General features: G+C 66.7%; 17 protein-coding genes. 10 read left to right on the top strand and 7 right to left on the bottom strand.

Translation table 11 applies throughout. From position 1 onward, the window contains the following. The first annotated feature begins 98 nt into the window (after window positions 1-98). Together IIE29_RS06360 and IIE29_RS06355 are read left to right on the top strand one after the other, a co-directional pair. Window positions 99-1,460, top strand: a complete 1,362-nt coding sequence (locus IIE29_RS06360; protein WP_209324608.1) for an FAD-binding oxidoreductase — start codon at window positions 99-101, stop codon at window positions 1,458-1,460. A gap of 621 nt (window positions 1,461-2,081) precedes the next feature. After that, complete coding sequence (locus IIE29_RS06355) at window positions 2,082-3,902, top strand: HNH endonuclease signature motif containing protein (protein WP_246475772.1); 1,821 nt, start codon at window positions 2,082-2,084, stop codon at window positions 3,900-3,902. Window positions 3,903-4,071: 169 nt separating this feature from the next. Here the strand turns inward: IIE29_RS06355 and IIE29_RS06350 are convergent, their stop codons facing one another. Further along, on the bottom strand, window positions 4,072-5,124 hold the full coding sequence (locus tag IIE29_RS06350) for a siderophore-interacting protein (RefSeq protein WP_209324388.1): 1,053 nt from the start codon (window positions 5,122-5,124) through the stop codon (window positions 4,072-4,074). A 329-nt stretch (window positions 5,125-5,453) separates the two neighbouring features. On the opposite strand from IIE29_RS06350, the gene IIE29_RS06345 reads away from it, so the two are divergent. Both IIE29_RS06345 and dsdA read left to right on the top strand, forming a co-directional pair. Then, window positions 5,454-6,425: an ABC transporter substrate-binding protein gene (locus IIE29_RS06345; protein WP_209324387.1), complete on the top strand. Its 972-nt coding sequence runs from the start codon at window positions 5,454-5,456 to the stop codon at window positions 6,423-6,425. A 31-nt stretch (window positions 6,426-6,456) separates the two neighbouring features. Beyond that, the gene (gene dsdA, locus IIE29_RS06340) at window positions 6,457-7,818 is read left to right on the top strand and encodes a D-serine ammonia-lyase (RefSeq protein ID WP_209324386.1); all 1,362 of its coding nucleotides are present in this window, start codon (window positions 6,457-6,459) and stop codon (window positions 7,816-7,818) included. Window positions 7,819-7,844: 26 nt separating this feature from the next. Here dsdA and IIE29_RS06335 read toward each other — a convergent pair whose 3' ends face one another. Next, window positions 7,845-11,264, bottom strand: coding sequence for a hypothetical protein (locus IIE29_RS06335; protein WP_246475771.1), 3,420 nt, complete (start codon window positions 11,262-11,264; stop codon window positions 7,845-7,847). Window positions 11,265-11,436: 172 nt separating this feature from the next. Between IIE29_RS06335 and IIE29_RS06330 the strand changes: the two genes are divergently transcribed. Next, a complete protein-coding gene (locus IIE29_RS06330; RefSeq protein ID WP_246475770.1) occupies window positions 11,437-12,339 on the top strand; it encodes a hypothetical protein in 903 nt (300 codons plus the stop codon). Between the two features lie 55 nt (window positions 12,340-12,394). Here IIE29_RS06330 and IIE29_RS06325 read toward each other — a convergent pair whose 3' ends face one another. Next, the gene (locus IIE29_RS06325) at window positions 12,395-13,324 is read right to left on the bottom strand and encodes a LysR family transcriptional regulator (RefSeq protein WP_209324385.1); all 930 of its coding nucleotides are present in this window, start codon (window positions 13,322-13,324) and stop codon (window positions 12,395-12,397) included. Window positions 13,325-13,460: 136 nt separating this feature from the next. Here IIE29_RS06325 and IIE29_RS06320 point away from each other — a divergent pair, with 136 nt between their 5' ends. Then, window positions 13,461-14,834, top strand: a complete 1,374-nt coding sequence (locus tag IIE29_RS06320; RefSeq protein WP_425491443.1) for an aromatic ring-hydroxylating oxygenase subunit alpha — start codon at window positions 13,461-13,463, stop codon at window positions 14,832-14,834. Next, window positions 14,831-16,156, top strand: a complete 1,326-nt coding sequence (locus tag IIE29_RS06315; RefSeq protein WP_209324384.1) for an FAD-binding oxidoreductase — start codon at window positions 14,831-14,833, stop codon at window positions 16,154-16,156. The genes IIE29_RS06320 and IIE29_RS06315 overlap by 4 nt, the downstream gene beginning before the upstream one ends. A 16-nt stretch (window positions 16,157-16,172) precedes the next feature. Here IIE29_RS06315 and IIE29_RS06310 read toward each other — a convergent pair whose 3' ends face one another. Next, on the bottom strand, window positions 16,173-17,162 hold the full coding sequence (locus IIE29_RS06310; protein ID WP_209324383.1) for a LacI family DNA-binding transcriptional regulator: 990 nt from the start codon (window positions 17,160-17,162) through the stop codon (window positions 16,173-16,175). A gap of 195 nt (window positions 17,163-17,357) precedes the next feature. Here IIE29_RS06310 and IIE29_RS06305 point away from each other — a divergent pair, with 195 nt between their 5' ends. Then, window positions 17,358-18,716: an NCS2 family permease gene (locus tag IIE29_RS06305; protein ID WP_209324382.1), complete on the top strand. Its 1,359-nt coding sequence runs from the start codon at window positions 17,358-17,360 to the stop codon at window positions 18,714-18,716. A gap of 52 nt (window positions 18,717-18,768) precedes the next feature. Next, window positions 18,769-19,788, top strand: coding sequence for an adenosine deaminase family protein (locus tag IIE29_RS06300; protein ID WP_209324381.1), 1,020 nt, complete (start codon window positions 18,769-18,771; stop codon window positions 19,786-19,788). Window positions 19,789-19,863: 75 nt separating this feature from the next. Here IIE29_RS06300 and IIE29_RS06295 read toward each other — a convergent pair whose 3' ends face one another. Continuing rightward, entirely contained in the window at window positions 19,864-20,880 is a 1,017-nt protein-coding gene (locus IIE29_RS06295; protein ID WP_343071817.1) for a proline racemase family protein, read from the bottom strand. Beyond that, complete coding sequence (locus IIE29_RS06290) at window positions 20,877-22,961, bottom strand: oxidoreductase (RefSeq protein ID WP_209324380.1); 2,085 nt, start codon at window positions 22,959-22,961, stop codon at window positions 20,877-20,879. Before IIE29_RS06290 ends, IIE29_RS06295 begins: the two co-directional genes overlap by 4 nt. 228 nt (window positions 22,962-23,189) lie before the next feature. Between IIE29_RS06290 and IIE29_RS06285 the strand changes: the two genes are divergently transcribed. Further along, complete coding sequence (locus tag IIE29_RS06285; protein ID WP_209324379.1) at window positions 23,190-23,867, top strand: GntR family transcriptional regulator; 678 nt, start codon at window positions 23,190-23,192, stop codon at window positions 23,865-23,867. 158 nt (window positions 23,868-24,025) lie between these two features. Here the strand turns inward: IIE29_RS06285 and IIE29_RS06280 are convergent, their stop codons facing one another. Next, on the bottom strand, window positions 24,026-25,486 hold the full coding sequence (locus IIE29_RS06280) for an MFS transporter (RefSeq protein WP_209324603.1): 1,461 nt from the start codon (window positions 25,484-25,486) through the stop codon (window positions 24,026-24,028). Window positions 25,487-25,624: the final 138 nt, after the last annotated feature.

Here is a 25,624-nt window from a genome sequence, read left to right as displayed (position 1 = left end):
CACCCTCCGCGCCGGAGTCGTCCTCCAGTGCGCGCCCCACTGGTGCGCGGGTCTTCCCCGTCCTCGACCCGGCGGCGCTCGACGACCTCGGCTCGCGGCTGAGTCCGGGTGCGCTGACGACGGATCCCGACGTCATCGATGCCCATTCGAGCGACGAAGCCCTCTTCTGCCCACGTGAGGGCGCGATCGCCCTGGTCAGGGCGACCTCGGCGAAGGACGTCCAGGAGGTCATGCGCTTCGCCACCGAACATCGGGTGCCCGTCGTCCCGCAGGGCGCGCGGTCGGGGATCTCGGGCGGGGCGAACGCCTCACCTGGGGCGATCCTGCTCAACGTGTCGAAGATGACCGAGGTGGTTCGGGTCAACGAGGCCGAGCGCCTCGTCACCGTCCAACCCGGCATCATCAACCAGGACCTCAAGAATCACCTGGCGCCGTACGGACTCTCATACCCACCGGACCCGGGTTCGGTGGCCCTGTCGTCGATCGGCGGGAACATCGCCACCAACGCGGGCGGACTGTGCTGCGTCAAATACGGTGTGACCAGGGACTATGTTCGGTCCCTGACGGTGGTTCTCGCCGATGGGACGATGACCACGCTCGGTCCGGAGACCGCGAAGGGTGTGGCCGGCCTCGATATGCGACACCTCTTCATCGGCTCCGAAGGCACCCTCGGCATCGTCGTCGAAGCGACGCTGCGCCTCATCCCCGCCCTGCCCGATCCCTTCACCGCGATCGCGACCTTCCCCGACGAACGCAGCGGTCTGCAGACTGTTGCGGACTTCATGGCCGGCGGAGGAGTGCCGAGCCTGCTCGAATTCCTCGACGGCTCGAGCCTGCGCATGCTCAACGACTTCGGCGACTTCGGCCTCGACGCCGAGGCCGGAGCGATGCTCATCATGCAGGTCGATCACACTCCCGCCGAATCGGAGGCCGCGATGGGGACCTTCGCCGAGGTGGCCGAGCGCTGCGGTGCCCTCGACGTCGCGTACTCCGACGATCCGACCGACTCCGCGGCACTCATCACCGCACGGCGAATGATCCAGCCGGCCTACGAGAAGTTCGCGACGGCCCATGGGGGAGGGCAGCTGCTCGACGATGTGTGCCTGCCGCGCACGGCCGTGCCCGAATTCTGCGACCGGCTGGGTGCGCTGCGGGAATCCTCCGGACTGGAGATTGCGCTGGTGGCGCATGCCGGCGACGGGAACATGCACCCCTCGGTGTTCTTCGACGCCGAGGATGAGACCGCGACGGCGACGGCGCAGGAGGTCTTCGAAGAGATCATGCGCATCGGCATCGAACTCGGCGGGACGATCACCGGAGAGCACGGGGTCGGCTACCTCAAGCGCGCCTGGCTGCCGAACGAGCTGGACGAGGGCTCCCGGAGGATCCAGTCGGCCGTGAAGAATGCTCTCGACCCCCTGGGCATCCTCAACCCCGGCAAGATGCTCGCGGAAGTCTGAGCGCTCAGACCTCAGTTCTGCACTGTCGTCGCTGCTCCGCCGAATACGAGCTGCCGGCGGCTGATTTCCTGAACGCGGTCTGCCTACGGCCAATTCCGCTTTCCTGCACCAGCGGGCGCAGGCGCATGTCGGGCCTGCGCCGCCGATTAGGACCTGCGTTGCTGATTAGGACCTGCGTTGCCGCTGATCCGGGTGGGGCCGTCGCCATCGATCCGAGTGACGCGGCCGCCGATCCGAGCGCGGGACCGAGCCGGTCGCGTTCTCGTGTCAGTGCCGACTGGTTGACTGAATACAGACAAGAGGCCAACTGAATTCGTATGAGACATGCTCTTAGAATTGAATAAGAATCGAACAGGCATTGCGCTAGTTTTGATTCATGTGTACACTGAATAAAAGCTCCTTCATTGACGAAGGGAACGCGGGGCGATGACATTCACACCGGATCGGAAGCGACGTAGGTCGCGGAGGAGTGCCCGTCAGGGCGCTTCCGGTGCGCGCCCCAATGGTGCCGGCATTGGTCCCCGATCGGTCCACGGCAGGACGAACGGCCAGCAACGGGAGAGCTTCCCGAATTCGGAGCCGGGACCCACCACTCTCAGTGACCAACTCAGGCAATCGGGATTGGACCTCAACGGTCATGCACTCGCCGAGGTCTTCGACTCCCTTGATCCGGTGCCGACCGATGAAGTCGGTGAGACCGATGAAATCTATGAAGTCGACGAGGTCAACGATTCCGACCGCGGGGCTTTTGCCGACGACAGCTTGCTCGCATCGTCCGAAGAGCGAGCTGCGGGGGAAGAACAGGTTGTGGCTTCTGAGTCCGCGGAGCCGTTTTCCGAAGTTTCGGACGAACCTGCAGGTGCCGCGCCTCCCACCGCTTCTCCGCATCCTCTACTGAGCGACGAAGCCTGGAGCGATCTCGCGAAGTTCGCACCCGAAGTGACCCGCAGCCTGACTTCTCTCTTGAGCCTCGACGATGAGCTGCGCACCTTCGAGCGACCGATGGGGCCTGGCGAGGCGATGCATCTCCTCGATGGAGTCGAAGCGCTCTCACGCGCGACCGAAGCGCTGTCCACCCTGGCGCTGTCCGTCTATGAGCGGATCGGCACACCGACCGACAGCGGAGCCAAGGACACCGAATCGCTGATTCAGGACCGACTCGGCCTCACCGGCCCCGAAGCGCGGCGACGCGCACGGATGGCGAAGAGCCTCGGCGGGCGCGTGAGCATGGAGGGACAGGCGCTGCCGCCCCTGCGTCCGGTCATGGCAGACAAGCTCCACGACGGAACGCTCTCTGCCGGACAGGTCGCCGTGATCGAAGAATGCATGCAGAAACTGCCGAGCTGGATTGATCCGGCCATCAGTGCGCGGGCAGAGGAAGAACTCGTCGAATACGCCAAGACCGTGTCCGTTGCCGATCTGCGGGAGATCTTCCGGAGGATGTTGGCTCATATCGACCCCGATGGGGCGGAGCCCAAAGATCCGAGCGACCGCTCGTCCTACTTCATCAACGCCCGCCCGAAGAGAAACGGAGATTGGAGAGTCGAAGGGCTGCTCGATCCGACGGCCGGCGCAGAACTCCACGGACTCCTGACCTCACGGATCGAATCGGCCGATCAGCAATCACAGCAGTCCTCCACCGAACCCAGCGACTCCACAGCGGGCGTCGCGTCCCCTCCCGACGGCGCGGACGCTCTCGGGGTATTCGATGCCGTGCTGACCGGCGACCAGCATGACGCCCCACCGTGGGTGGTCGTCGACGCAACCGGGCGCGAAGGCGGATCTGCGAAGCATCCGGTGCCAGCAGGCCACGGAGTTCGTGACGATGGCTCCACCGTCGATCTCATCAGCGAGCAGCCCAGCGCACGCAACTGGATCTATGAGCGATTCGCGACTCTGATCTCAAGGATCAGCATGAAAGAGGCCGCGAAGGGCTCGCCCTACGCGCTCGTGGTGACCGCAAGGGCCGAAGATCTCGCTAAGAAGCTCGGTGAAGGCACAACAGGATCGGGAGATCGCATCCCGATCGACGAATTGACTGCGCGCGGGCTCAACGGCACCGTCTTCTACCACCTCATGGACGAAAAGGCCCGAACGGTGGAAGTGCGGACGGAGAACCGGTTCGCCAACAAGAACCAGATCGCCATCATCACAGCAAGAGACCAAGGATGCACCTTCCCCGGATGTGATGCGCCGCCAGGATGGTGCGATGCCAACCATGTCATCCCGCACAGCGAGGGCGGGAAGACGGAGATCAACAACCTCTGTTTGGCCTGCTCGGCGCATCACCATCTCATGGACCGCTCCGATTGGGAGGTCCGGATGATGGCCGATGGACGTCCGGCCTGGATTCCACCGGCCAGCCGCGACCCGGCCAGAAGGCCGATCATGCACTCACGCTTCATTGCACAGGACATCATCGAATCGCTCTTCGACGATTAGCCGGCGCCCGCATGATCGGTGTCGACTGCTCAGGCGTCGGCCCGTCGGATCGACCCTCGGCGCGTCGGATCGACCCTCGGCCTGCTCGGCCCTCGGCCCAACCGACCTTCGGCCCAACCGACCTTCGGCCCAACCGACCTTCGGCCCAACCGACCTTCGGCCCAACTGCTCAGCCCTCGGCCTTGCCCTGTCGCCAGTACCCCATGAACGCGATCTGCTTGCGGTCGACACCGACTTCCTGCACCAGGTAGCGGCGCAGGCGCTTGACGGGACCCGCTTCACCGGCGATCCAGGCGTAGAAGGGACGGGCTTCCTTCTCCGTCTCACTCGAACTGCCCTGAGCGGCCTGGGTCAGTGCCGCCGGCACGTCCCAGAGGATCTCTTTGTCGATGTCGACGTCATCGAGCTCCCGATCGGAGCGGGAAGAACCGGGGGCCTCGGCCGGGCCGGACGAGCCAGGCGAGCTCGCACCCACCTCGGCGTACGCTCGGGTCTCGGCGTAAGCACTGGTTTCGGCGCGCACGGCCTCTCTGACGGCCGGCTCGAGGAGCTCACCGAAATCGGCTGCGCCTCGTGGAAGCCACTGGACCTCGAAACCGGCCGGAGCATCGATGTCGATGATGTCCTCCGCGCTCGGAACCTCGAGGACCGCCTTGCCCTGAACGGACGCGTCCTTGAGTGAATCGAGGATCGAAGCGATGGCCGGAACGGCGGTCTCGTCACCGGCCAGCAGGATCTGATCAGCCTCCCCCGGGGCGAACTCGATGCCCGCGGGCGGAGCTTCCGCATCACGACTGGGGCCGATGAGGTGAAGGGAGTGGCCGAGCTGAGCGGATTCTGCCCACTGCGCCGCGGGACCCGAATGCCCGTCCTCGTCGGAATGCAGGATCATGTCGACGACGAGCTCCCGAACCTCATCGCGCCATTCCCGCACCGTGTAGGTGCGCATCGCTCCACGGATCTCGGGGTCGACCTGGAGCCACGCCTGATACCAGGAGACGCCTGCTTCCTCCTGCTCGGCGAGGAAGCCGAGCATGTCGAACTGAGGCGCAGCGGCGCCCCCTGGCGGGATGATGAGCTTGATGCGCAGATCACGCGGATGAGCATTCGGGCCGAAGCCCTGCAGTCCGGCGCCGCCGAAGGTGACGCGGCGGAAGGAGGGACTGAGGTCTTCGACGGCGAGGACCGTGGCTTCGAAGGCGCCGATGGGGGCTCGTGACACAGATTCTCCTTCATCTCCCCAGATCCGAGAGCCATAATCGGCTCGTGGTTCTCGGGGCGTCCCGCAGCTGAGGGACGCATCGTGTTCATGGGTGCAGCGGTTGCGGACGTGTGCATGTCCAGGCACCACCCTACGCTAAGTAAGGCAAGCCTTTCCAAATAATGCTAACGTGATTTTCGGGCGCTGCCGATACCGATGATGTCCGAACTGCTCACATCCGAACTGAGCACATTCAGACTGCACACTTCCGAGTCAAGGACATCCGGTCTACGCGCGCCCCATCTCGTTCCAGCTCATCTCACTGAAACACGACCCCTGAAAGGCCCTCGATGCGTCGTCGTCAGCTCCTCGCCCTGTCCGTTCTCGCACCGTTCGCACTCGTCGCCTGCGAAGGCCCGGAACCCGAAGCCTCCAGCGGTGGCAGCGGCAGCGCAGCCCCGAACTTCACCTACTCGCCGAAAGGCTACGACGGCGTGACTATCGAACTCGACAGGCCGGTTGAGCGCATTGCTGCGGACTTCTACTCTGCCGCCGGCCTGGCACAGTACGGAATCAAGCCTGTGGCGGTCTTCGGGTTCGGACAGAACGAATCTCCGGGGAAATCCTTCGACTCCACCGGCGTCGAGGTGGTCGGCACCGACATGGAACTCGACATCGAGGCGCTCGCCGTCACCGAGCCGGACATCCTCGTCGCCTACGGCAATGAGAAAGGCGACGGATGGACCTGGTGGGACGAGAAGGTGAAGGGCCAGGTCGCCGAACTCGTGGACTTCGTCCCGGTCAAGCTCAGCGATCAGACGCCCGATGACATGTTCGCCCAGTACGCCGCCATTGCCCGTGCCCTCGGCAAGGACACCGAATCGGGTGACATCGCGGACGAGCGCAAGGCGTTCGAGGACGCTCGCAAGCGGGTTCGTGAGGTCGCTGCGAAGAAGAGCGGGCTGACGGTGCTCCTGGCGAACTTCAGTGCGGAGATTAACTACACCTCGAAGACCCTGGGGATCGCCGAGATGCTCCGCGAGGACGGACTCGATCTCGTCGGCCCCGACTCGAGCGACGACAGCAGCTGGGCAGAGGTCTCCTGGGAGAAGATGTCTGACTACCCCGCCGATGTCCTCCTCGTCCACGATGCATCCGCCGACTACGAGGACAACCCGGTCTTCAAAAGGCTTCCCGCGGTCGAGGCCGGGCAGCTGGGCACATGGGACGACAAGCGCGCCTACACCTATGCCGGATATGCCGAATGGCTCGAGGAACTCGCCGAGGTGCTCGAAGGTGCGAAGCAGATCGTCGAGAAGTGAGCTCCTTGCCGGGCCGGGCTACCATCGGTCCATGACTGATCTTCCGCCCGAGCTCACCGACGACGAGGTCATCCGATCGTTGGCCGAAGGCACACCGACCACGTGGATCCGCGGCACCCCCGCCGAGGCGGTCCTGCCCGAACTCGAGGCCGCGATGGATTCCGCGGCGGCTCGGTTCGCCCGTTTCGCCCCGTGGTTCGCCGAGGCTTTCCCCGAGACTGCGACGACGCGTCCCGACGCTGCCGAAATCTTCCCCGGAACCGGTGCGACAGGTGGCCTGATCGAGTCGCCCTTGGCCCCGGCCCCGGCAGCACAAGACCGGCTCGAGCGACTGTTCGGTGCCCGACTGCCGGGGAAGCTGTGGCTCAAACGCGACGATGCTTTGCCGGTCAGCGGGTCGATCAAGGCCCGCGGAGGGTTCCACGAGGTGCTCGAATTCGCCGAGGCCGTCGCCGCCGACCACGGCCTCGATCCTGATGATCCCGCAGTATATGCGAGTGCGAGATTCCGTGGGATCGCCGCGGACCACAGGATAGTCGTCGGGTCGACGGGCAACCTCGGCCTGTCGATCGGGATTCTCAGCGCCGCCCTCGGGTTCGCCGCCTCGGTGCACATGTCCGCCGATGCCCGGGAATGGAAGAAGGAGCTGCTGCGCGCTCACGGAGTCGACGTCATCGAACACGCCGGTGACTTCGTCGAGGCCGTGGAAGCCGGTCGCGCCTCGGCGAGGGGGGCCGAGCGCACGCATTTCGTCGACGACGAGGACTCGGTCAGCCTCTTCGCCGGATACTCGGTCGCAGCCCTGCGTCTCAAACGGCAGCTCGACTCGACCGGGGTGACCGTCGATGCACAGAATCAGCTGGTCGTCTACCTCCCCTGCGGAATCGGGGGAGGCCCCGGAGGGGTGACCTTCGGGCTCAAACGGGTGTTCGGCGACAGCGTCCACTGCGTCTTCGTCGAACCGAGCCAGGCACCGGCGATGTTCCTCGGCGTCCGTTCGGACCGGCACAGCGACATCGCCGTCCAGGACATCGGCCTCAGCGGACAGACCGCAGCCGACGGGTTGGCGGTCACACGGCCATCACGGTTCATCGGACCGACGATCGGGCCGCTGATCTCGGGATTCGCCTCGGTGCCGGACGAGGTCATCCGGGCAGGAGTCGGGGTGCTCCACGAGACCGAGGGCATCGATGTCGAGCCTTCGGCGACCGCCGGTCTCAGCATTCCGTGGCGGCCGGCCGCGGCGGTCCCGTGGTCGGATGCGGCCACACACCTCGTCTGGCTCACCGGCGGGGCGATGGTCCCCGCCGGCGAGCGCGCCGAATACGTCGCCGACGGAATCCGGCTGATGCCGACGATCATAGACCCCGCCTCGGCGGTGTTCGTCGACTGAAACCGGCTGTTCGCCGCTGCCCGGATTCACCAATCCCAGGGATCGTCTTCGACGTTGATGACGACCTTGCCGTCGACGATCTCGGCCGTGCCGCTCAATGAGATGGATACCGTGTCGTCGAAGGACTCGGTCTCATCGAACATCTCGTAGCTGCCGGTCACGAGCGCCTCGCCCGTGGCGTCCGAGGAGATCAGCCACGCCGGACCCCCGTTGGGACCGGTCGCGGATTCGGGATCCGCATAGGGATCGGAACCGACCGACTCGTCGGCGACGATCACCGTCGGATAGGACGAGATCGACCATTTGAGATCGGTGGCGTCGTAGCTGTCCGCCAGGGACGACCCGAACGGGCAGCCGTCGGGCTGGGCCACGGTCTTCTCGGCACAGCTGTCGATGAGCGTCTTGACCTGCTTGTCGACCTCGGTGCGGAAGGCGTCCGAGGGCTGGGCGGCGAGCAGCGGCACATCCTCACCCTCCATGTCCGATTCATCGCCCAGGAAAGCCCGGACCTCTACGGGATCGGCGCTGATGAGATCCGTCTTCTCGGCCAGGCCGATCGTGTAGAGGCCGGGGAAGGCCGGCAGCGCCAAGGTCGAGCCGTCGGTGTCGACGTCGACTCCGTTGACCTTGACTGTGCTCAGTCCGGGAGTGTCGACGGCGAGAGTGAGCAGTTCGGGTGTCTTGAGAGCCCAGTCGTCGAAGAAGAGGGTCTTCTTGCCGGCCTTGTGCAGTGTCAGGGTGCTGTTGCCCTTGGAGCCGCCGACGTCATAGGTGACCGCGACAGTGGCCGTGTCCCCGGAGATGTCCGCGTCGTCGACGGTGACATCATCGGGCAGGGCCTTGGATCCGCCGAGGACCTCGTTCGTCAGCAGGGTCCGTGACTCCTGCGGAACGTCGACATCTGCGATCTTGAGCGCACCCTCGGCGTCGCCGTCGGAGAGTTCCGCGAAGTACTTCTCCACGGTCGCTTCGGGTCCGAACATGTGCCCATTGACCTGGTTGACGACGATGAGAGCGGCTACGAGGAGGAGGACCGCCCCACCGGCGACGACCGTGACGAGCGTGGCCTTCTTCCTGTCGAAAGGCTGCGCCGGACCGCCGTAGGGCTGCGTTCCTTCCTGACCCGGCGCAAATGCCTGCTGCCCGGCGGCCGTCGGATAGGGGTGGTGGCCTGTCGAGCGCGGATCCGCCGGCGGCCCGACCGGAGCCGAGTACGCCTGCGCTCCGGGGCGAGACTGATGACCGGGCTGACCCTGCGATCCCAGCTGACCCTGCGATCCCAGCTGACCCTGCGATCCCAGCTGACCCTCATATCCCGGCTGATCCTGATGACCCGATTGCCGCTGATGACCCGACTGCCCCTGGGGGTTCGGCTGCCCCTGATATCCGGGGTGGCCCTGCGGCCCCATCTGACCGGGGGCAGGTGCGACGGGCGGTGCCGCCTGGGCGGAGGCCCGCACCAGATCGGGATGGATGAAGGCGAAGCGCGGTTCGCTCATCCCCAAGTGCGGGCCCCAATGCGGGTGGACGGTACGGCCGGCGGTGATGCGCGCGACGGCCGGGAAGGTGAGCACGAGTTTGGGGCCGAGCGTTCGGGACAGCACCTCGATGAGGCCGCCCCACACGGCGAAGATGAGGAATGTCCACGCGAGCGGACCGATTCCCATCCGAGCCGCGCCGGAGCCGCCGAAGATCATGGCCGCCTCGGCGGATCCCGACATCGACATCCGCAGCGGAACGGCCAGCAGCGACAGCAGACCCCACACGAGGCAGAATGCCAGCGGCAGCTTCCACGCGCTCGACCACTGCTGCCTGTCCTGCTCGAGCACAGTCCACGCTGGGCGCCGCGTGACCGTGGCCACGAAGGTCGCGATCAGCACTGCCGCCACGACGACGAAGAGACCGAGCCACAGCTGGCCCGGAGCGTCCCGGCTGAAGATCGTGAAGTTCTCGGAGAAGCTGTCCGCATAGAAGCCGAGATCTCCCTGCGCCGAGGCGCTGATCCCGCCGAGGTGGGTCAGAGAGGTGAGGACGAGACCCATGTTGAGGAACGTCAGCGGCACCAGCCGGCCCGGCATATCGACCGAGAACGGGAGCACGAAGAGCGCGACGATCGAGAACAGGACGACTGAGACGACGAGGTGGACCCAGGTCACAAGCAGAGGTGGGACGGCCCAACGCAGGAACGGCGCACCGATCGCCTCGGTGCCCTTGAAATGACCGGCGACTCGGCCGGCGACGCTCGTGACGAGGATGACGAGCAGGGGCAGGAAGAAGGATCGAGCGGTGATCGCCGAGAGCGAGAAGGTGATCGCGCCCTCGTTCTCGAAGGTGGAGAAGCGGGCGGCGAAGACGACCTGCAGGAGGAAGAGCACCAGGGTCATCGCCAGTGTCGAGATGGCGATGCGCACCCAGGTGGTCACGCGGTTGGGGGCCGGAGATCTGCGCTCGCTGCGCTTCGTCAGCCACCACAGCAGGCCGACGATGATGACGGTCACCACCAGCGGTGCACCGACCATGAAGACGCTCAGTTGGGCATCGAAGCTGTCGGTGGCGTGGATGGACAGCCGCAGCACCGCCGAACCGAACAGCGACAGCGCCAGCAGGATGAATGGCATGGCATAGCTGATGCCGTCGAGGTCGAAGCCCGTATCCTCGGTCAGGGAGGTGAAATCCGACATCGAGGAGACCAGCACCGTCAGGATGATGGAGGCGATGATCCCGCCCAGGAGGGCGACGCCGGGCGGAATCAGAGCCGCTTGCCATGTCGCGCCCTTCGCCAGCGCCGAGGTGAGCTTCGACTTCGGAGCCTGCACCGGCTGACCGGGCACAGCGGGATACGGAACGGGTCCCGAGCCCGGGGCATACGCTCCCGGTGCTTGAGGGAAGGAGCCCGCCGCCTGAGGCTGCGAGTAGGGTCCTGAACCCTCTGCGTAGGGGCCGGAACTCTGCGGGCGAGGGCCTGGACCCTGCGCGTAGGCGCTCGCGCCCTGCACGTAGGGATCTGCGCTGGGAGTGTAAGCACCCGGCCCCTGTGGGTAGGGGCCGGAGTTCAGCCCGAAGGGGCCGGAACCTTGCCCATGCGGACCCGAGCCTTGCCCGTGCAGTCCCGAATCTTGCGCATCGGGTCCCGGTCCGTGCGTGTAGGCACTCGTGTCCGGGTACTGGGGCGAAGAAGAGGAGTGAGACCCGCCAGCGGCGGACACGGTGGGGCCGCCTCCCGCCGCTTCTGCCGGAGGTGCCCAGCGAGCCGTCACCTCGGTGGGCTCGGAATCCTGGGGGTCGACATCCTCTGCCGGGGCCCCGGGGGCCGCTCCGCTCTCGGGCTCCTCGGCGGTTTCAGCTGCCTCAGAGGCCGCGGTCTCTGACCCCGTCGGCTGTTCGGGGTCTCGATCCTTCGGATCCTCTGCCGGTGTCGGTTTCGTCTCGTCGGATGCGTCGTTCATGCCCAGTCCTCACATGCCGTGACCCGAGCGACCCGGCGGGTGATTCACAATGCAGCAATTGCCGGGAGGTATCAGGCCATTTGTAGTACACAACTTATAATAAGCTGTGAATGCAAGAGAAGTTTCCTTGGAGACTTTCTCTGAAATGTGTCTGATCGATCTGGAGCTGCGGATGAGTGCGAATCCTCCCGGGCGTGGAGATGAGAACGAGTGGGACGTCAACGACCGATCCGGCAGTCAGTGGTCGTCGCATCCCGGACCGCAGCCGAATAGCGGTTGGGGATCACAGTCGGCGCCGACGCATCAGCCTGCCCAGCCGCCGTACCCGCAGGACAGGCATCCGCACCCGCAGAACGGGCACCCGCCCCCGCAGGACGGGTATCCGTACCAGCAGAACGGGCATCCGCACCCGCAGAGCGGACACCCGTATCCGCAGGGCCCGGGACCGTACCACCAGCCGGCGCCGGCGCCGAAGCGGCGCTGGGGGCTGATCGCACTCTTCGCCGTGATCGTGATCGTCCTCGGTGTGGGGATCGGCTGGGGCGCGGCGACGCTGTTCCCGAAGGATTCCGATGTTCAGTCCGCTGCCGCCTCCAGCGAGGAGCCGAAGGGCGAAGAGAACAGCGGCGGCGACAGCTCGGCCGCTGCGAGTGAGGCCCCCGAACCGAGCGAGACCGAGTCCGAGCTGCCCGACGATCCGAAGAAGGCGCTCAAGCAGCTCGCCGCTGCCGATGGCAAAGAGGTCAAGAGCGAACTCGACGGAAAATGGGTACCCCAGCTGAGCTCGAAGAGACCCGGTCTCGAAGCCGAGGGCAAGACCTGGGACGAAGAGGCGATCCTCGATGAGCACCAGCAGATGCGCGAGGAGTTCCCTCGGGTCAAGCTCATCTGGTCAGGAGACTTCAACAGCTTCAAGGAGAGCGACTTCTGGGTCACGGTCGTCGGCATCGGCTACGACGACCCCGATGACGCACTGTCCTGGTGCTCATCGCACGGACTCGGACCCGACAGCTGCTACGCCAAGCAGCTGAACACCTCCGGCGGCCACGACGGAACGACCCGACTGCAGGACTGAAGCGCCGGATCGTGTGTCCTGCAGGGGCGGGGCGGCGAGGGGGCGGGAATTCAGCTCAGCCGACCGAGCGACGTGCAACCTCCGCCGACACCTCGCCGAGCACCGCCAGGGCGGCCGCGATGATCGGCTGACCGGACGATCCGCTGCGGATGCCGGTGAGGATCTTCCGCGACGGGACCGGGTCCCCGCGCAGCGGAACCCGGACGACGTCGAAGCCCTCGGGCAGGCGGGCCAGTCGGGGGATGAGAGCGACCCCCAGCCCCGCCGAGACCAGCGCCGCTCCGGTCTCCCATTCCCGCGACTGATGCGCCTTCTCCGGTTGGAACCCGGCTGCCGCGCAGGCCGTGCGGACCAGGCGGTGGTAGGGCGAGCCGGGGCGGTCGAGGATCCACGGCTCCTCGGCGGCATCGCTCAAGGACACCGCCGAGTTCTTCGCCAGGCTGTGCCCGGTGGGAACGAGGAGGTCGAGGCGATCGCTGAAGAGCGCGGACTGCTCGAAGCGGGCATCACCCCGCGGGGGCAGCGGGTCCGTGGCCACGACCACCGCGACGTCGGCGTGCTCGGACACGAGCAGATCGAAGCACTCCTCGGGCTCGGCCTCGATGATCGTCACCTCGGCGCCGGGGAACCGCTTGATGACCGCCTGCGCCGTCGGCGGCAGCAGGGTGGCCGCTGCCGTCGAGAAGCCGCAGAGCCGCAGCGCTCTGCCGGTCGAGATGCTCCCGGACGCGAGATCGTCGAGCTCACCGCGGATCTCCTCCCACCGCGTGAACAGCTCCTGCGAGCGGTCGAGCAGGAGCTGACCGGCGCGGGTGAGCACGAGGCCTCTGCCGCGCGGTTCGACGAGACGCACGCCGAGATCCTTCGACAGGGTTCTGAGCTGGTGCGATACGGCTGATGGCGTATATCCGAGACGATTGGCGACCTCGGTGAGGGTGCCCACTTCGGCGAGGACGCGGAGGACTTGGAGGCGCGGATCGATCATGCAACAGTATTGCATGATTCGGGTGAAGAATCTTCGCTTTTCTTCGTCAGCGCCGTGGCGGACACTGAAGGTACGGGGCTCGCTCCCAGTCACAGCAGCGGGGCGGCACCGAGATCACAAAGAGGTGGTGGACGAATTGATCCTGGCACCAGGCAGCAACAGGCTCACACGCACGAACCGCGGAGCGGATGCGAAGGGAAGCGCGCCCGACGCGATGCATCCCGGGGGCATGACCGGACAGGAGGCCCTCGACCGGCTCATCGACGAGCGCCGTCCCGGCTACTCGCTTCCCGCGCCCTTCTACATCAGCCCCGAGTTCTTCGCCCGCGACCTCGAGGCGATCTTCGCCTCGACGTGGATCTTCGTCGCCTCGCTCGCCGAGGTGCCCGAGCCCGGGGACTACGTGACCATCGACATCGGCACCTATTCGGTCATCGTCATCCGTGACGACGACGGCGAGATCCGGGCCCACCACAATGTGTGCCGCCACCGCGGCACCCGGTTGCTCAATGACCTGTCCGGATCGGTGGGCAACATCGTCTGCGGCTACCACCAGTGGACCTATACGCCCGGCGGCGAGCTCATCTCCGCAGGAGTTCAGGCGCCTGGGTTCGACATGGCCTGCTTTTCGCTGCGCGCGGTCGACGTCCGCGTCATCGGCGGGCTGATCTTCATCTGTCTGCACGACGGTCCGGATGACATCGACGAGGTGGCCGCCGTGATCGAGCCCTATCTGAGCCCGCACGACATCGCCGGAGCCAAGGTGGCCGCTCAGGTCGACCTCATCGAGGACTCGAACTGGAAGCTCGTCATGGAGAACAACCGCGAGTGCTACCACTGCGAGGCCGGCCACCCGGAGCTCACCTGCACCTTCTTCCCCACCTACGGCTACGAGCCGGAGGAGATCCCGAAGCGGCTGCTGCCCGCCTACCAGCGCTACCTCGACGCCGAGGAGGAGTTGCGCATCAACTGCGAGCGCAACGGCCTGCCGTATGCCCTCGTCGAGGAGCTCAGCGGACGACCGACCGGGTTCCGGATCGAGCGTGCCGCGCTCGACGGAAAGGGGGAGTCGTACACAATGGACGGCTCGGCCGCCTCGGCGAAGCTGCTGGGCGATCTCGACACCTTCGTCCTCGGTCGGGCCTCGCTGCACGTGCAGCCGAACATGTGGTTCCACGCGATGGGCGACCACGTCGTCACCTTCAGTCTGCTCCCGCTGGCCGAGGACAGGACGCTTGTGCGCACCACCTGGCTCGTGGCCGCCGATGCCGAGGAAGGGGTCGACTATGACCTCGACAACCTCACGACGGTGTGGATCAAGACGAACGAACAGGACGCGATGTTCTGCGAACGGGCTCAGGCTGGGGTGTCTTCTCCGGCCTACGAGCCCGGACCCTATGCGCCGACCGAGGAGCAGGTCGATGCGTTCTGCACTTGGTACATCGAGAGGCTCAAGGCCCACCGCGACGCCGGAGCGGGCCGATCCGAAAGGACGGTGAACCGGCGATGAGGTACCGCCATTCGACCCTGCCGGCGGGAATCGGCACGCCCGACACCGTCCCAGAGGCTGCGGCGAAGTCGTCGTTCCGGGTGCCCGGGCGCAGCACACGCCCGGGCAAGGAGACGCGCCACGAACCCGAGCCGGCCGCGGCGCCTGGCGAGCCGATGGTAACTGCGGACCGGACGTCTCCCGCGGACCGGACGTCTCCCGCTGAGCCGACGACTCCCGCGGACCCCGAACTGCTCACGGGATACGTCGACGTCGTGGCCATCACCGAAGTGACTCGGAACGTGAAGACCTTCGAGCTGCGGGCACCATGGATGGCCTCCGTCGACTTCGAACCCGGACAGTACGTGACCATGCGCGTGCCCGAGCTCGGCCTCGAGCGGTGCTATTCGATCTCCTCGGCGCCCTTCGGGACGAACACATTCACCATCACGGTCAAACGCGTAGCCGAAGGACCGGTGTCGAATCACCTCCACGATGCGGTGGCCGCCGGCGACCGGCTCCATGCCGACGGACCCTACGGGCTCTTCAGCACGAGCTTCCACCCGGCGGACAGGCACCTGTTCCTCTCGGCCGGCTCGGGCATCACGCCGATCATGTCCATGGTCCGCAGCCTGCTGTCCCGGGCGAACGGCGAGGCCACCGACATCGTCTTCGTCCACAGCGCGGCCACCCCTGCAGACATCATCTTCCGTCCCGAGCTCGAGCAGCTCGCCCAGGTGCCGGGAGTGCGAGTCGAGGTCCTGTGCTCCCGCGACTCGGAGACCGAGATCTGGTCGGGTCGGCGCGGTCGCATCACCGCGGACACCCTCGCCGAGGTGGCCCCCGATCTCCGGGACCGCGAGACCTTCGTCTGCGGCCCGAGCGGGTATATGGACGCCGTCCGACCTCTGCTCTTCGAGCTCGGTTCTGCCGGGGCGCATGAGGAGTCGTTCGTCTTCGCCACCTCTCCCGCCGCGCGCCTGTCCCGGGCGGCGATGAGCGTCGGCGCCGACCGACCCTCCCAGGTGCTCACCGCCGTCGGCGGGCCCGGTGCCGGAGCCGACGGCGGCTGGGCCGCGCAGGCGCACACCGTCGAGTTCGCCGACAGCGGCCGACGGATCGAGTGCTCATCGGCGACGACGGTTCTCGACGCCGCCCTCGACGCGGGACTGGCGATGCCGTCGTCGTGCTCCGAAGGGATGTGCGGGACCTGCAAGTCCGACCTCGTCAGCGGCGAGGTCGAAATGAATCACGCGGGCGGCATCCGCCCGAAGGAGATCGCCGCCGGCAAGTTCCTGCCCTGCTGCTCCACTCCGCTGACCGACCTCGTCGTCAGGCGGTGAGAGCGCGGCGCCTCAGTCAGCACGTCTCGCCGATGACCAGGGTCGATGGGAGCACGAGGTGCTGGGCCGTTCGTGTGCCGGCGTCCGAATCGGCCCTGCGCGGGGGAGCGACCCGGGCGACGAGCATCCGTCCGGCGTTGCTTCCGGCCTCGCCCATCGGCTGCGTGATCGCCGTCAGCGAGGGCAGGCCGAGTCCGATGTCGATGAGATCATCGACGGCGGCGACCGCGAGATCCTCGGGTACCTTCGCCCCGACTGCGGCCGCAGCGAGCATCAGCCCGTGCGCCACCAGCGCGTTGTAGGCGATGACCGCGCTGACGCCGCCCTCCTGGAGCATCGAGAAGCTCTCGGTGCCGGCGCTCACTTTCGGTTCGACGGGGCCGAATCTCCGTGCTTCGCCTCCGTTGTCCTCGAGCACAGTGCGGACTGTGAGGAACCGTCCGTCGTCCGAGAGGGAGCCCGCAGGGCCGCCGAGGTAGGCGATCGTTCTGTGTCCGCGCGCGATGAGGAGTTCGCAGAGTTCGGTCAGGCCCGCCGTGACATCGACGCTGACCGAGTCGAAATCCGGCAGCTCACGATTGACTGTGACGATCGGGAAGCCGCGCGCCACCTCCGCCAACGCGGCACCCGAGCTGCGTGGACTGGCGAAGATGAGCCCGTCCACCCGGCCTCGCAGGCGCCCGGCGATCTCGACCTCGGACTCGGGGCAGCCGTGGGAGTCGACGATGATGAGTTCGAAGCCCGAGCTCTCCACTTCGGACTGGACAGCCGAGATGAGTGGTGCGAAATACGAGCTCGACAGCTGGGGCACGACCAGCCCGAGCAGGCCTGAACTGCCCCTGGCCAGGGCCCGTGCGGTCGAGTTGGCGATATAGCCGAGTCGGTCTGCGACCTCGATGACTCTTGCGGTGGTCTCAGCGCCGACCATCTCCGGCCTGCCGAACACCCGCGAGGCGGTCGCCAAGGAGACGCCCGCCTGGCGAGCGACATCGGCCAGAGTCACCACTGTCGATCCTTCCTGCGGTCGCCTGTCCCTGCCAAGATACCCCAGCCGCAGTCAGGGATGCCTGGAAGCTGGAGATGAGACGCCTTGACCGCTTCAGCAGGCCTCGCACATACTTATGCAAGCGCTTACATGCACTGTTCGACGCACAGACGAGATGACCGATCGGGAATGCTTCACCGCAGCGAGGAGACAACTGTGGCCCAGAGACAGACAGCCGGCGAGGTTCGCGACGCGGACGGCGACGGCGACTCGACCGAGCGGAAGTGGCTGAGGTTTCCCGTCGTCGCCCGCGGTTCCACGTATTCAGGCGAATTCGTGGCCGGACTGAGCATGTTCCTGGCGACCGCCTACACGGTCGTGGTCATCCCCGGGATGCTCTCCGACGCGGGGCTGCCCGTCGGAGCCGTGACGACGAGCGTGATCATCGTGGTCATCCTCGGCACTGCGGCCATGGGCATCTTCGGCAATCTGCCGATGGTGCTCGCCCCCGGCCTCGGCGGCGTCTCCCTCGTCGCCTACACCCTCGTCCTCGACGGCGAAGTGTCCTATCCCGTCGCCATGGGCATGGTGCTGTGGTCGGGCGTCATCTTCCTGCTCCTCACGCTCTTCGGCATCCGCAGTCTGATCACCCGGATCATCCCGCACTCGATCCGGATGGCCATCGGACCGGCCATCGGCGTCTTCATCGCCTTCGTCGGGTTCCGCTCGGCCGGGCTCGTCCAGCCCGGAGAGAGCTCACTCGAACTCGGCGATCTCTCCAGCTCCGCGGCACTGGTCACCCTGGCCGGCGTCGTCGTGCTCGTGGCGCTCAACGCCCGAAAGGTCCGAGGCAGCTTCATCATCGTCATCATCGCCGCGACGCTCGTCGGCATTCCATTGGGTCTGACCCACCTCGAGGGCTTGCCCGTCGCGCTGCCGACCATCGACGGTTCGCTGTTCATGCACGTCGACCTCGTCGAATCGCTGTCGCCGCACTACCTGCCGTTCCTCTTTGCGTTCTTCGCTTCCGAGTTCTTCTCGACGACCGGCGTGATCATGACGGTCACGGACACGATGGGACGGGCAGCGAAGCCGGACGGCGGTGCCATCGATCCGAAGCGACCGTTCCTCGTCGATTCGTGCACGATCATCGGCGGCTCGCTGTTCGCAGCTCCCTCGGTGACCACCTACGCGGAGTCGACGGCAGGAGTCGAGGCAGGCGGCCGCACCGGTCTGTCCTCACTGTGGGCGGCCGCATGCTTCGCGCTTCTGCTCTTCGCGACACCGCTGGCGGCGGCGATCCCCTCGGCAGCGACGGCCCCGGTCGTCATCGTGGTGGGCCTGACCATCGCCGCGGGCTTCCGCCGGATCGACTCCGATGATCTCACCGAGCTCATCCCCGCAGTGATCGTGCTCATCTGCACCCTGCTGTGGGGCAACTTCGGCACGGGGATCGCAGCCGGGCTGCTCGCCTATGTGCCGATCAAGCTCCTGGCCGGCAAGTGGCGGGAGATCCATCCCGGCATGTGGGTGATGACTCCGTTCCTCGTCTACTATTTCATCGCCATCGCCTGAAGACCCCAGATCTCCCTCCGCCGGTTCGCCGCTGCGAGTCACCGGCGAGCCAATGACCAAGGAAAGGTGCGACACCGTGCTGCCCCTCATCGATCTCCATCTCCACCTGCCCGGCACCGTGCGGGCCGAAACCTTGGCCGAGCTGGCCGACGCGAACGGAGTGGAGCTGCCCCTGCCGGCCGGTCAGCTGTATCCGCGGATCAACTCCGACCCCACGGAAGAGGAGAGCACCCGCGGCCCCTGGTTTCCGCTGCTGCGCGTCTACGAGCTCATCTCGGCCAGCCTCCGGAGACGTGAGGATTTCGCCCGCGTCGTCTTCGAGGCGCTCGAGGACGGGCAGCGCGACAGCGGACTGTGCTATGCGGAGCTCGCCTTCAGCCCTTCCGTCCACATGCAGGCCGGCGTCGACTACACAGCGATGACCGCAGGCATCTCCGACGGGTTCGCGCGGGCACGCGACGAGCTCGGAGTCGACGGCCGCGCCGTCGCCGCCGTCAACCGGGAGGACACCGCCGAGGTGGCGGCGGAGATGGTCGAGACCGTGATCGCCCACCCGTGCCCCGATGTCGTCGGCATCGGACTCGACTTCTATGAGCTCGCGGGCCTGCCGGAGAAATTCGCCGAGGCGTTCCGGCTGGCGGGCGAGCACGGTCTCTTCCGGACCGCCCACGCCGGCGAGCACGCACCGACCGCGGAGACCGTGACGACGGCGATCGACGTCCTCGGCTGCGACCGTATCGATCACGGCTATCAGATCCTCCGCAGCCCCGAGATCGTCGCGCGCTGTGCCGAGCGGGGAACCATCTTCAATGTGGCCTTCACGACCTCGCGCCGTGCGCTCATCGACTGGCGCAGGGAATCCGTGGCCGCCATGGTGGATGCCGGTCTGAGAGTCTCGATCAACTCTGACGACCCCGCTCTGTTCCCGACCACTCTGCGCAGGGAGATGGACATCGCGGGCGAGCTGATGACCACAGTCGATGAAGCGTGGTTCGTCGAGAACTCGATCGCGGCCGCATTCCTCGACGACGAGGCGAAGTCGAGGCTGCGGGCCACGGTGTTCGGGGCCTAGACGCACGGCCTATCGGCACCTCGGGTGCTGTCAAGGGTTCGGACCGGACACGCCGTGCCGCTTCGGTGATCCGGCTCATCTGAGCACGAAGCCGGGCACCAGAGCGTCGCGGGGGTCGAGCTCGAAGCTCGTGCTCGCAACCCGGTGGGCGGTGCCTGCGACGACGGGGACGACTCCGTCGGCCGTCTCCTCGAGCACTCGGGCGCGGAAGCGCGTGCCGATGATCGAGTCATGGATGAGCGTCTGCCCCGGGACGAGTTCCCCGGAGGCGTGCAGTGCGGCGATGCGGGCTGCCGTGCCGGAACCGCACGGGGAACGGTCGACCTGGCCATCGGCGAAGACCGTGACATTGCGCTGGTGCAGTTCGCCGGTGTCCGTGGTGCCGAAGCGGTTGACGATGATCGTGCCGTAGACGCCCGACAGGCGCTCATCGACGGGATGCGCGGTTTCCGGGTGGCCGGCGAGGCTTGCCTTGACCTCGCGTCCGAGGGCGATGAGCTCACCGAGGTCCTCGGGCACGACGTCGAGCCCGAGGCGGTCGCCGTCGACGAGGGCGTAGAGCGCCCCGCCCCAGGCGAGGTCGACCGACAGCCGTCCGCGGCCCGTGTCGACCGTGATCCCGGTGGCGACGAGCCGGCTGGGGACATTGACGAAATCAATCGAGGTGACCTCTCCGGCCGAATCGGTGTGCACCTGCGCATTCACCCGCCCCGAGGGCACGTCGATGCGGACCTCCGTGAGTCCGGACGGCTCGGCCGCTGCGAGTCCGGACTCGACGGCCCATGCGCCCAGCGCCATGGTTCCGTGACCGCAGGCGGTGGAGAAGCCGTCCTTGTGCCAGAACAGCACGCCGAAGTCCGCATCGGCGTCGTCGGGTGCGGTGATGAAGCCGCCGTACATGTCCGCATGACCGCGCGGTTCGAAGCACAGCAGCCGACGCAGATCGTCGAGGGCCGACCCGGACACCGCGCGAGCTCGCTTCTCGGCTACCGAGGCACCGGGGGCCTCGACCGGCGGATCGGCGATGATGCGGAAGGGCTCCCCGGCCGTGTGATAGTCGACGCTGCTGCAGATCGCAGTTCGTCTCGTCACAGGCCCATCCCCACTCGCAGCCCCTCGAGCACGGCGGCATGGACGTTGCGGGAGGCGACGGCATCGCCGATGCGGTAGAGCCTGAACCCCGCGTCTGGCTCGGCGGGCTGAGATCTCCCGTTCACCCAGGCGTCGATATCGGTCGACCCATGATTGCTCGACCGGGGCTTGAGCTCGAAATAGACCTCATCGTTCGGCGTCGTCCCGAAGTCGACGACCACGGCATCGGTGACGAGTTCGGACTCGCGGTCCGAGTACTCGTGGCGCAGCCTCGCCACGATCTCGGAACCTTCGATCCGCGGCTTCGCGGCCAATCGCTCGCCGAGGCGGACCTCGACTCCGAACTCGGAGAACACCTGCAGATAGGCCGGGGAATTCATCGACCCGACATCGATCCCGATCGTGCGTTCGGGACTGACGTACGTGACCTGCTGCCCGGCTCTGGCCAGACGCTCGACGGCGTCGAGGGCGGGGTAGAACCCGTGATCGTCGAAGACGAGCACCCGCTGCTTCGATCGCAGCCGATCATCCATGACGTCCCAGACGTCGAAGGACGGGCCCTGGTCGCGGAAGGGATATGCGGAGTCGGGGATCCCGCCGGTGGCGATGATGACGACGTCTGGTTCGAGGGCGAGGACCTCGGCCGCCTCGGCGAAGGCATTCAGCCGCAGATCGACGCCGTGCTTCGCGCACTGCTGGACGCGCCAGTCGATGATGCCGATGAGGTCGCGGCGGCGCTGCGAGCGGGCCGCGATGCGCACCTGTCCGCCGGGCGCGTCATCGGCCTCGAGCAGCGTCACCCGGTGCCCGCGGACGGCGGCGACCCGAGCCGCCTCGAGACCGGCGGGGCCGGCCCCGATGACGACCACGTGCTTGGGTCCCGCCTCGGCGTCGTGGGGGATCTCCTGCGGCAGTTCGGCCTCGCGACCGCTGGCGGGATTGTGGATGCAGGTCGCCGAGCCGGAGGTGTAGATCGAGTCGAGGCACATGTTCGCCCCCACGCACGGCCGGATGTCGTCCTCCCGGCCCTCGGCGATCTTGCGCGCGAGATGCGGATCGGCCAGCTGCGCCCTGGTCATCCCGACGAGGTCGAGGCAGCCGTCCTCGAGGGCGAACCGGGCGGTCGCGGCATCGGAGATGCGGGCGGCGTGGAGGACGGGGATGTCGATGGCCTCGCGGATGCGGCGGCAGGTCTCGAGCCACGGCGCCGCGGGCGTGCCCATCCCGGGGATCGCCTCGGCGAGTTCCCGATCGGAGCTGATCGTGCCCACATTGAGGCTGAGGAAGTCGATGCCGTGGGCGGTGTAGGTGGTCAGGACCTCGGCGGCTCGGGCCTCGTCCATGCCGTCGGCGCGGCGTTCGTCGACAGCCATGCGGATGCCGACGAGGAAGTCCTCGGGCACGGCCGCCCGGACCGCGTCGATGATGCGCAGCGGGAACCTCATCTGGTTCTCCAGCTCACCGGAGTACTCGTCGTCGCGTTCGTTGAGCCACGCGGCGAGGAAGGAATCGAGCAGGTGGCCGGCGTGCATGATCTCGAGTCCGTCGAGTCCGGCCGCGGCGACCCGCGCGGCCGCGGCGGCGAAGTCCGAGACGATCCGGTCCATGTCGAAGTCCTCGATCGCCTTCGTGAACGAGCGGTGTGCGGCCTCCCGAGTCCGCGAGGCCGAGACCAGCGGCAGCCAGTCTCCGGCGAAGTTCGAGGAGCGGTGTCCCAGATGCGTCGTCTGGATCATGATCGCCGCGCCCTCGGAGTGGCAGTCCTCGGCGATCGCGGACAGCCACGGCACCACCTCGTCGGTGGACAGGTCGATGTTGCCGAAGGCGGCCGGGGAGTCCTTGGATACGATGGCCGAGCCGCCGATCATGGTCAGTCCGACTCCGCCGCGGGCCTTCTCCCGGTGGTAGAGGCGGTAGCGGTCCTTGGGCATGCCGAGTTCGGTGTAGGCGGGTTCGTGTGAGGTCGAGACTATGCGATTGCGCAGGGTCAGGCCTTTGAGGTCGAAGGGCTGGAGCAGCGGATCGACGGACGTGCCGAGCTGGGGGTCGGCGGACGTGCCGAGCCGGGGATCGGCGGTCATGGGTTCCTCCTTCATCGCAGGAACGGCTCCGCTGACGGAGCTGCGAGAGGTAATCGGTTACCGACTACCTACCTCCATCGTGCGACCTCGTGGTTATGCTGTCAATAGTTGAATGCGTGTCGACCTCGCAGGGTTCTGGGTCGAGGAACGTGCAGGGCTCTGTGCCCAGGAGCACGCAGAACTCTGGGCCGAGGAGCGCGCAGATTTCCGTGCCGAGGAGGAGGCGAGATGGAGCGAGCGAGGCCGCGGACCGAGTCGCTGCGGGAGCAGGCGCTGGCGATCATCCGCGATGCCATCACTGCCGGTGAGCTCGCCGAGGATCGGATCTATTCGGCCGCGGGTCTGGCCAAGCAGCTGGGCATGTCGCTCAGCCCGGTCCGTGAGGCGATGATGGCGCTGGTCACCGAGGGCACCGTCGAGGCGGTGCCGAATCGCGGCTTCCGGCTCGTGCCGGTCACCGAGGCCGATCTCGAGGAGATCATCCGCATCCGGGTGCTCCTGGCAGTGCCTGCTGTGCGCCGTCTCTGCGAGGCGGTCGTGACCGAGGAGAACATCCTCGCAGTGGACGTCGGAGAGGCGCTCGCCCGCCTGCGGGAGCATGCGGCGGAGACCGTTGCGGCCGCCGACGCAGGTGATGTGGCAGAGTTCTACACGCATGATCGCCGCTTCCACGAGGCCCTGCTCGAATACGGGCTCGGGGCTCGGGCCGCCGACATCAGCCTGCGCCTGCGCGATCAGTCCCGACTGTTCAATGTGAAGGCGGAGATCGATCGCATCGCCGTCGACTCCGCCCGCGAGCTGCCGGTCATCGTCGACCTCATCGAAGCCGGACGCGCCGATGAGGTCGCTGAGCTCGTCACCGGCAACCTCTACTTCTTCCGTCGCGGGGAGGACGTCGGGCACTGAAGCCGTCCGCGGGCCGCCTCAGCCCGTCGGCCGTCTCAGTCCGTCGGCCGTCTCAGTCCGTCGACCGTCACAGGCTCGCCGACTGCCTCCGGTCCGCCGACCGTCCGCCGGTCGCCACCGAGGTGACCCGCCTCGACGGTGTCACCTTGGTGCCGGGCTCACCTGCTCGCTTCGTGGATGACCGGGATCGGCATCGTGTCGGGGTCGAGATCGGGATTCTCATCCTGACCGGCCACGAGCTCGACGGCCTCCTCCCGCGTCTCCACCGTCGGGAAGGACCCGAGGAGAGGACGACGAGCCGATTCCTTGATGAAGCACACGGCGACGAAGGCGATCACGGAGAAGAACATGATGTAGAACGCTGGCATGTACGAGTTGCCCGTGAGGTCGATGAGCGCCTGTGCGAACAGCGGAGTGGTGCCGCCGAACAGGGACACGCCGAGGTTGAACGTCAGACCCATCGCACCGTAGCGCGAGGCAGTCGGGAACAGGGCCGGCAGCGTCGAGGCGAGGCAGGCGATGTAGAAGCCAGCCGGGATCGCGACCATGAAGAGCGCGATCGTCACGGCGGCCATCGTGCCGATCTGCATGACCGCGAAGGCCGGGACGATGAGCACGATCGTGGCGCCGGCAGCGACCATGAAGACGAACTTGCGACCCAGCTTGTCCGAGAGCTTGCCGATGAGCGGCAGGCAGGCCGACATGATCACGAGCACCGGGATGGTGACGACGGCGGCCTGGACGCTCGAGACCTTGACGGTCTCCTCGAGGTAGGTCGGCATGAAGCTCGTGAGCGCGTAGCCCACTGTCTGCGAGCCCGCGACGATCGCGATCCCGAGGAGGATCTCCTTCCAGAAGTGACGGACCACGCCGAGGAGACCGTGACGGGCGTACTGATCGTCCTTGTCCTTCGTGATGAGACCCGCATCCTCGTTCGCTTCGAAGCTCGGGGTCTCGGGGATCTTCATGCGGAACCAGATCGCGACCGCGCCGAGCGGGATGGCGACGAGGAACGGAATCCTCCAGCCGCCGTCGACCATCGCGTTCTCGCCCGCGATGCCGGTGCTGATCACGGTGGTGATGGCCACGGTGCCGGCACCGGCGGCGAAGCCGAGGTAGGAGCCGACATCGAGCCATGAGGCCCAGTATCCGCGGGACTTGTCGGGCGCGAACTCCGATACGTAGGTAGTGGCTCCGGCGTACTCGCCGCCGGTCGAGAAGCCCTGGATCATCTTGAGCAGGTAGAGGGGCACGATGACCCACAGCCCGACCTGCGCTGCGGTCGGCAGCACACCGATGAGGGCGGTCGCCGTGGCCATCGTGGCCATCGTGAAGAAGAGGACCTTCTGGCGGCCGATCTTGTCACCGAGGGGTCCGAGCACCATTCCGCCGAGCGGACGCACGAGGAAGGAGACCGCGAAGCCGAGCAGCGTCACGAGCAGGCCCATCTGCTTGTCCATGCCTTCGGTGAAGACGGACGTCATCGTCACGGCGAGATAGCCGTAGACACCGAAATCGAACCACTCCATGAAGTTGCCGACGGTGGTCCCCCCGATCGCGGTGCGAATCGACTTGGGTTCGACGAGGATGCAGTGCTCTTCCTTGAGGCGCTTCTTCATCGCCTTCCGCATTCTGCGAGGGGGTCTCTTGCCCTCCGCGGCGGAATCAGCATGTTCGGTTGTCATGAGTGGGTCCTCATTTCGACATATTCATGGCCGCCGAGGGGGCTCGGCGACGAGGCGTTCGGTTTCGAACAA

It is taken from the genome of Brevibacterium renqingii (genome assembly GCF_017808095.1).
Taxonomy (GTDB): Bacteria; Actinomycetota; Actinomycetes; order Actinomycetales; family Brevibacteriaceae; genus Brevibacterium; species Brevibacterium renqingii.
The sequence above is the reverse complement of the archived record's forward strand: the minus strand, read 5'-3'. Positions and strand labels throughout refer to the sequence as shown.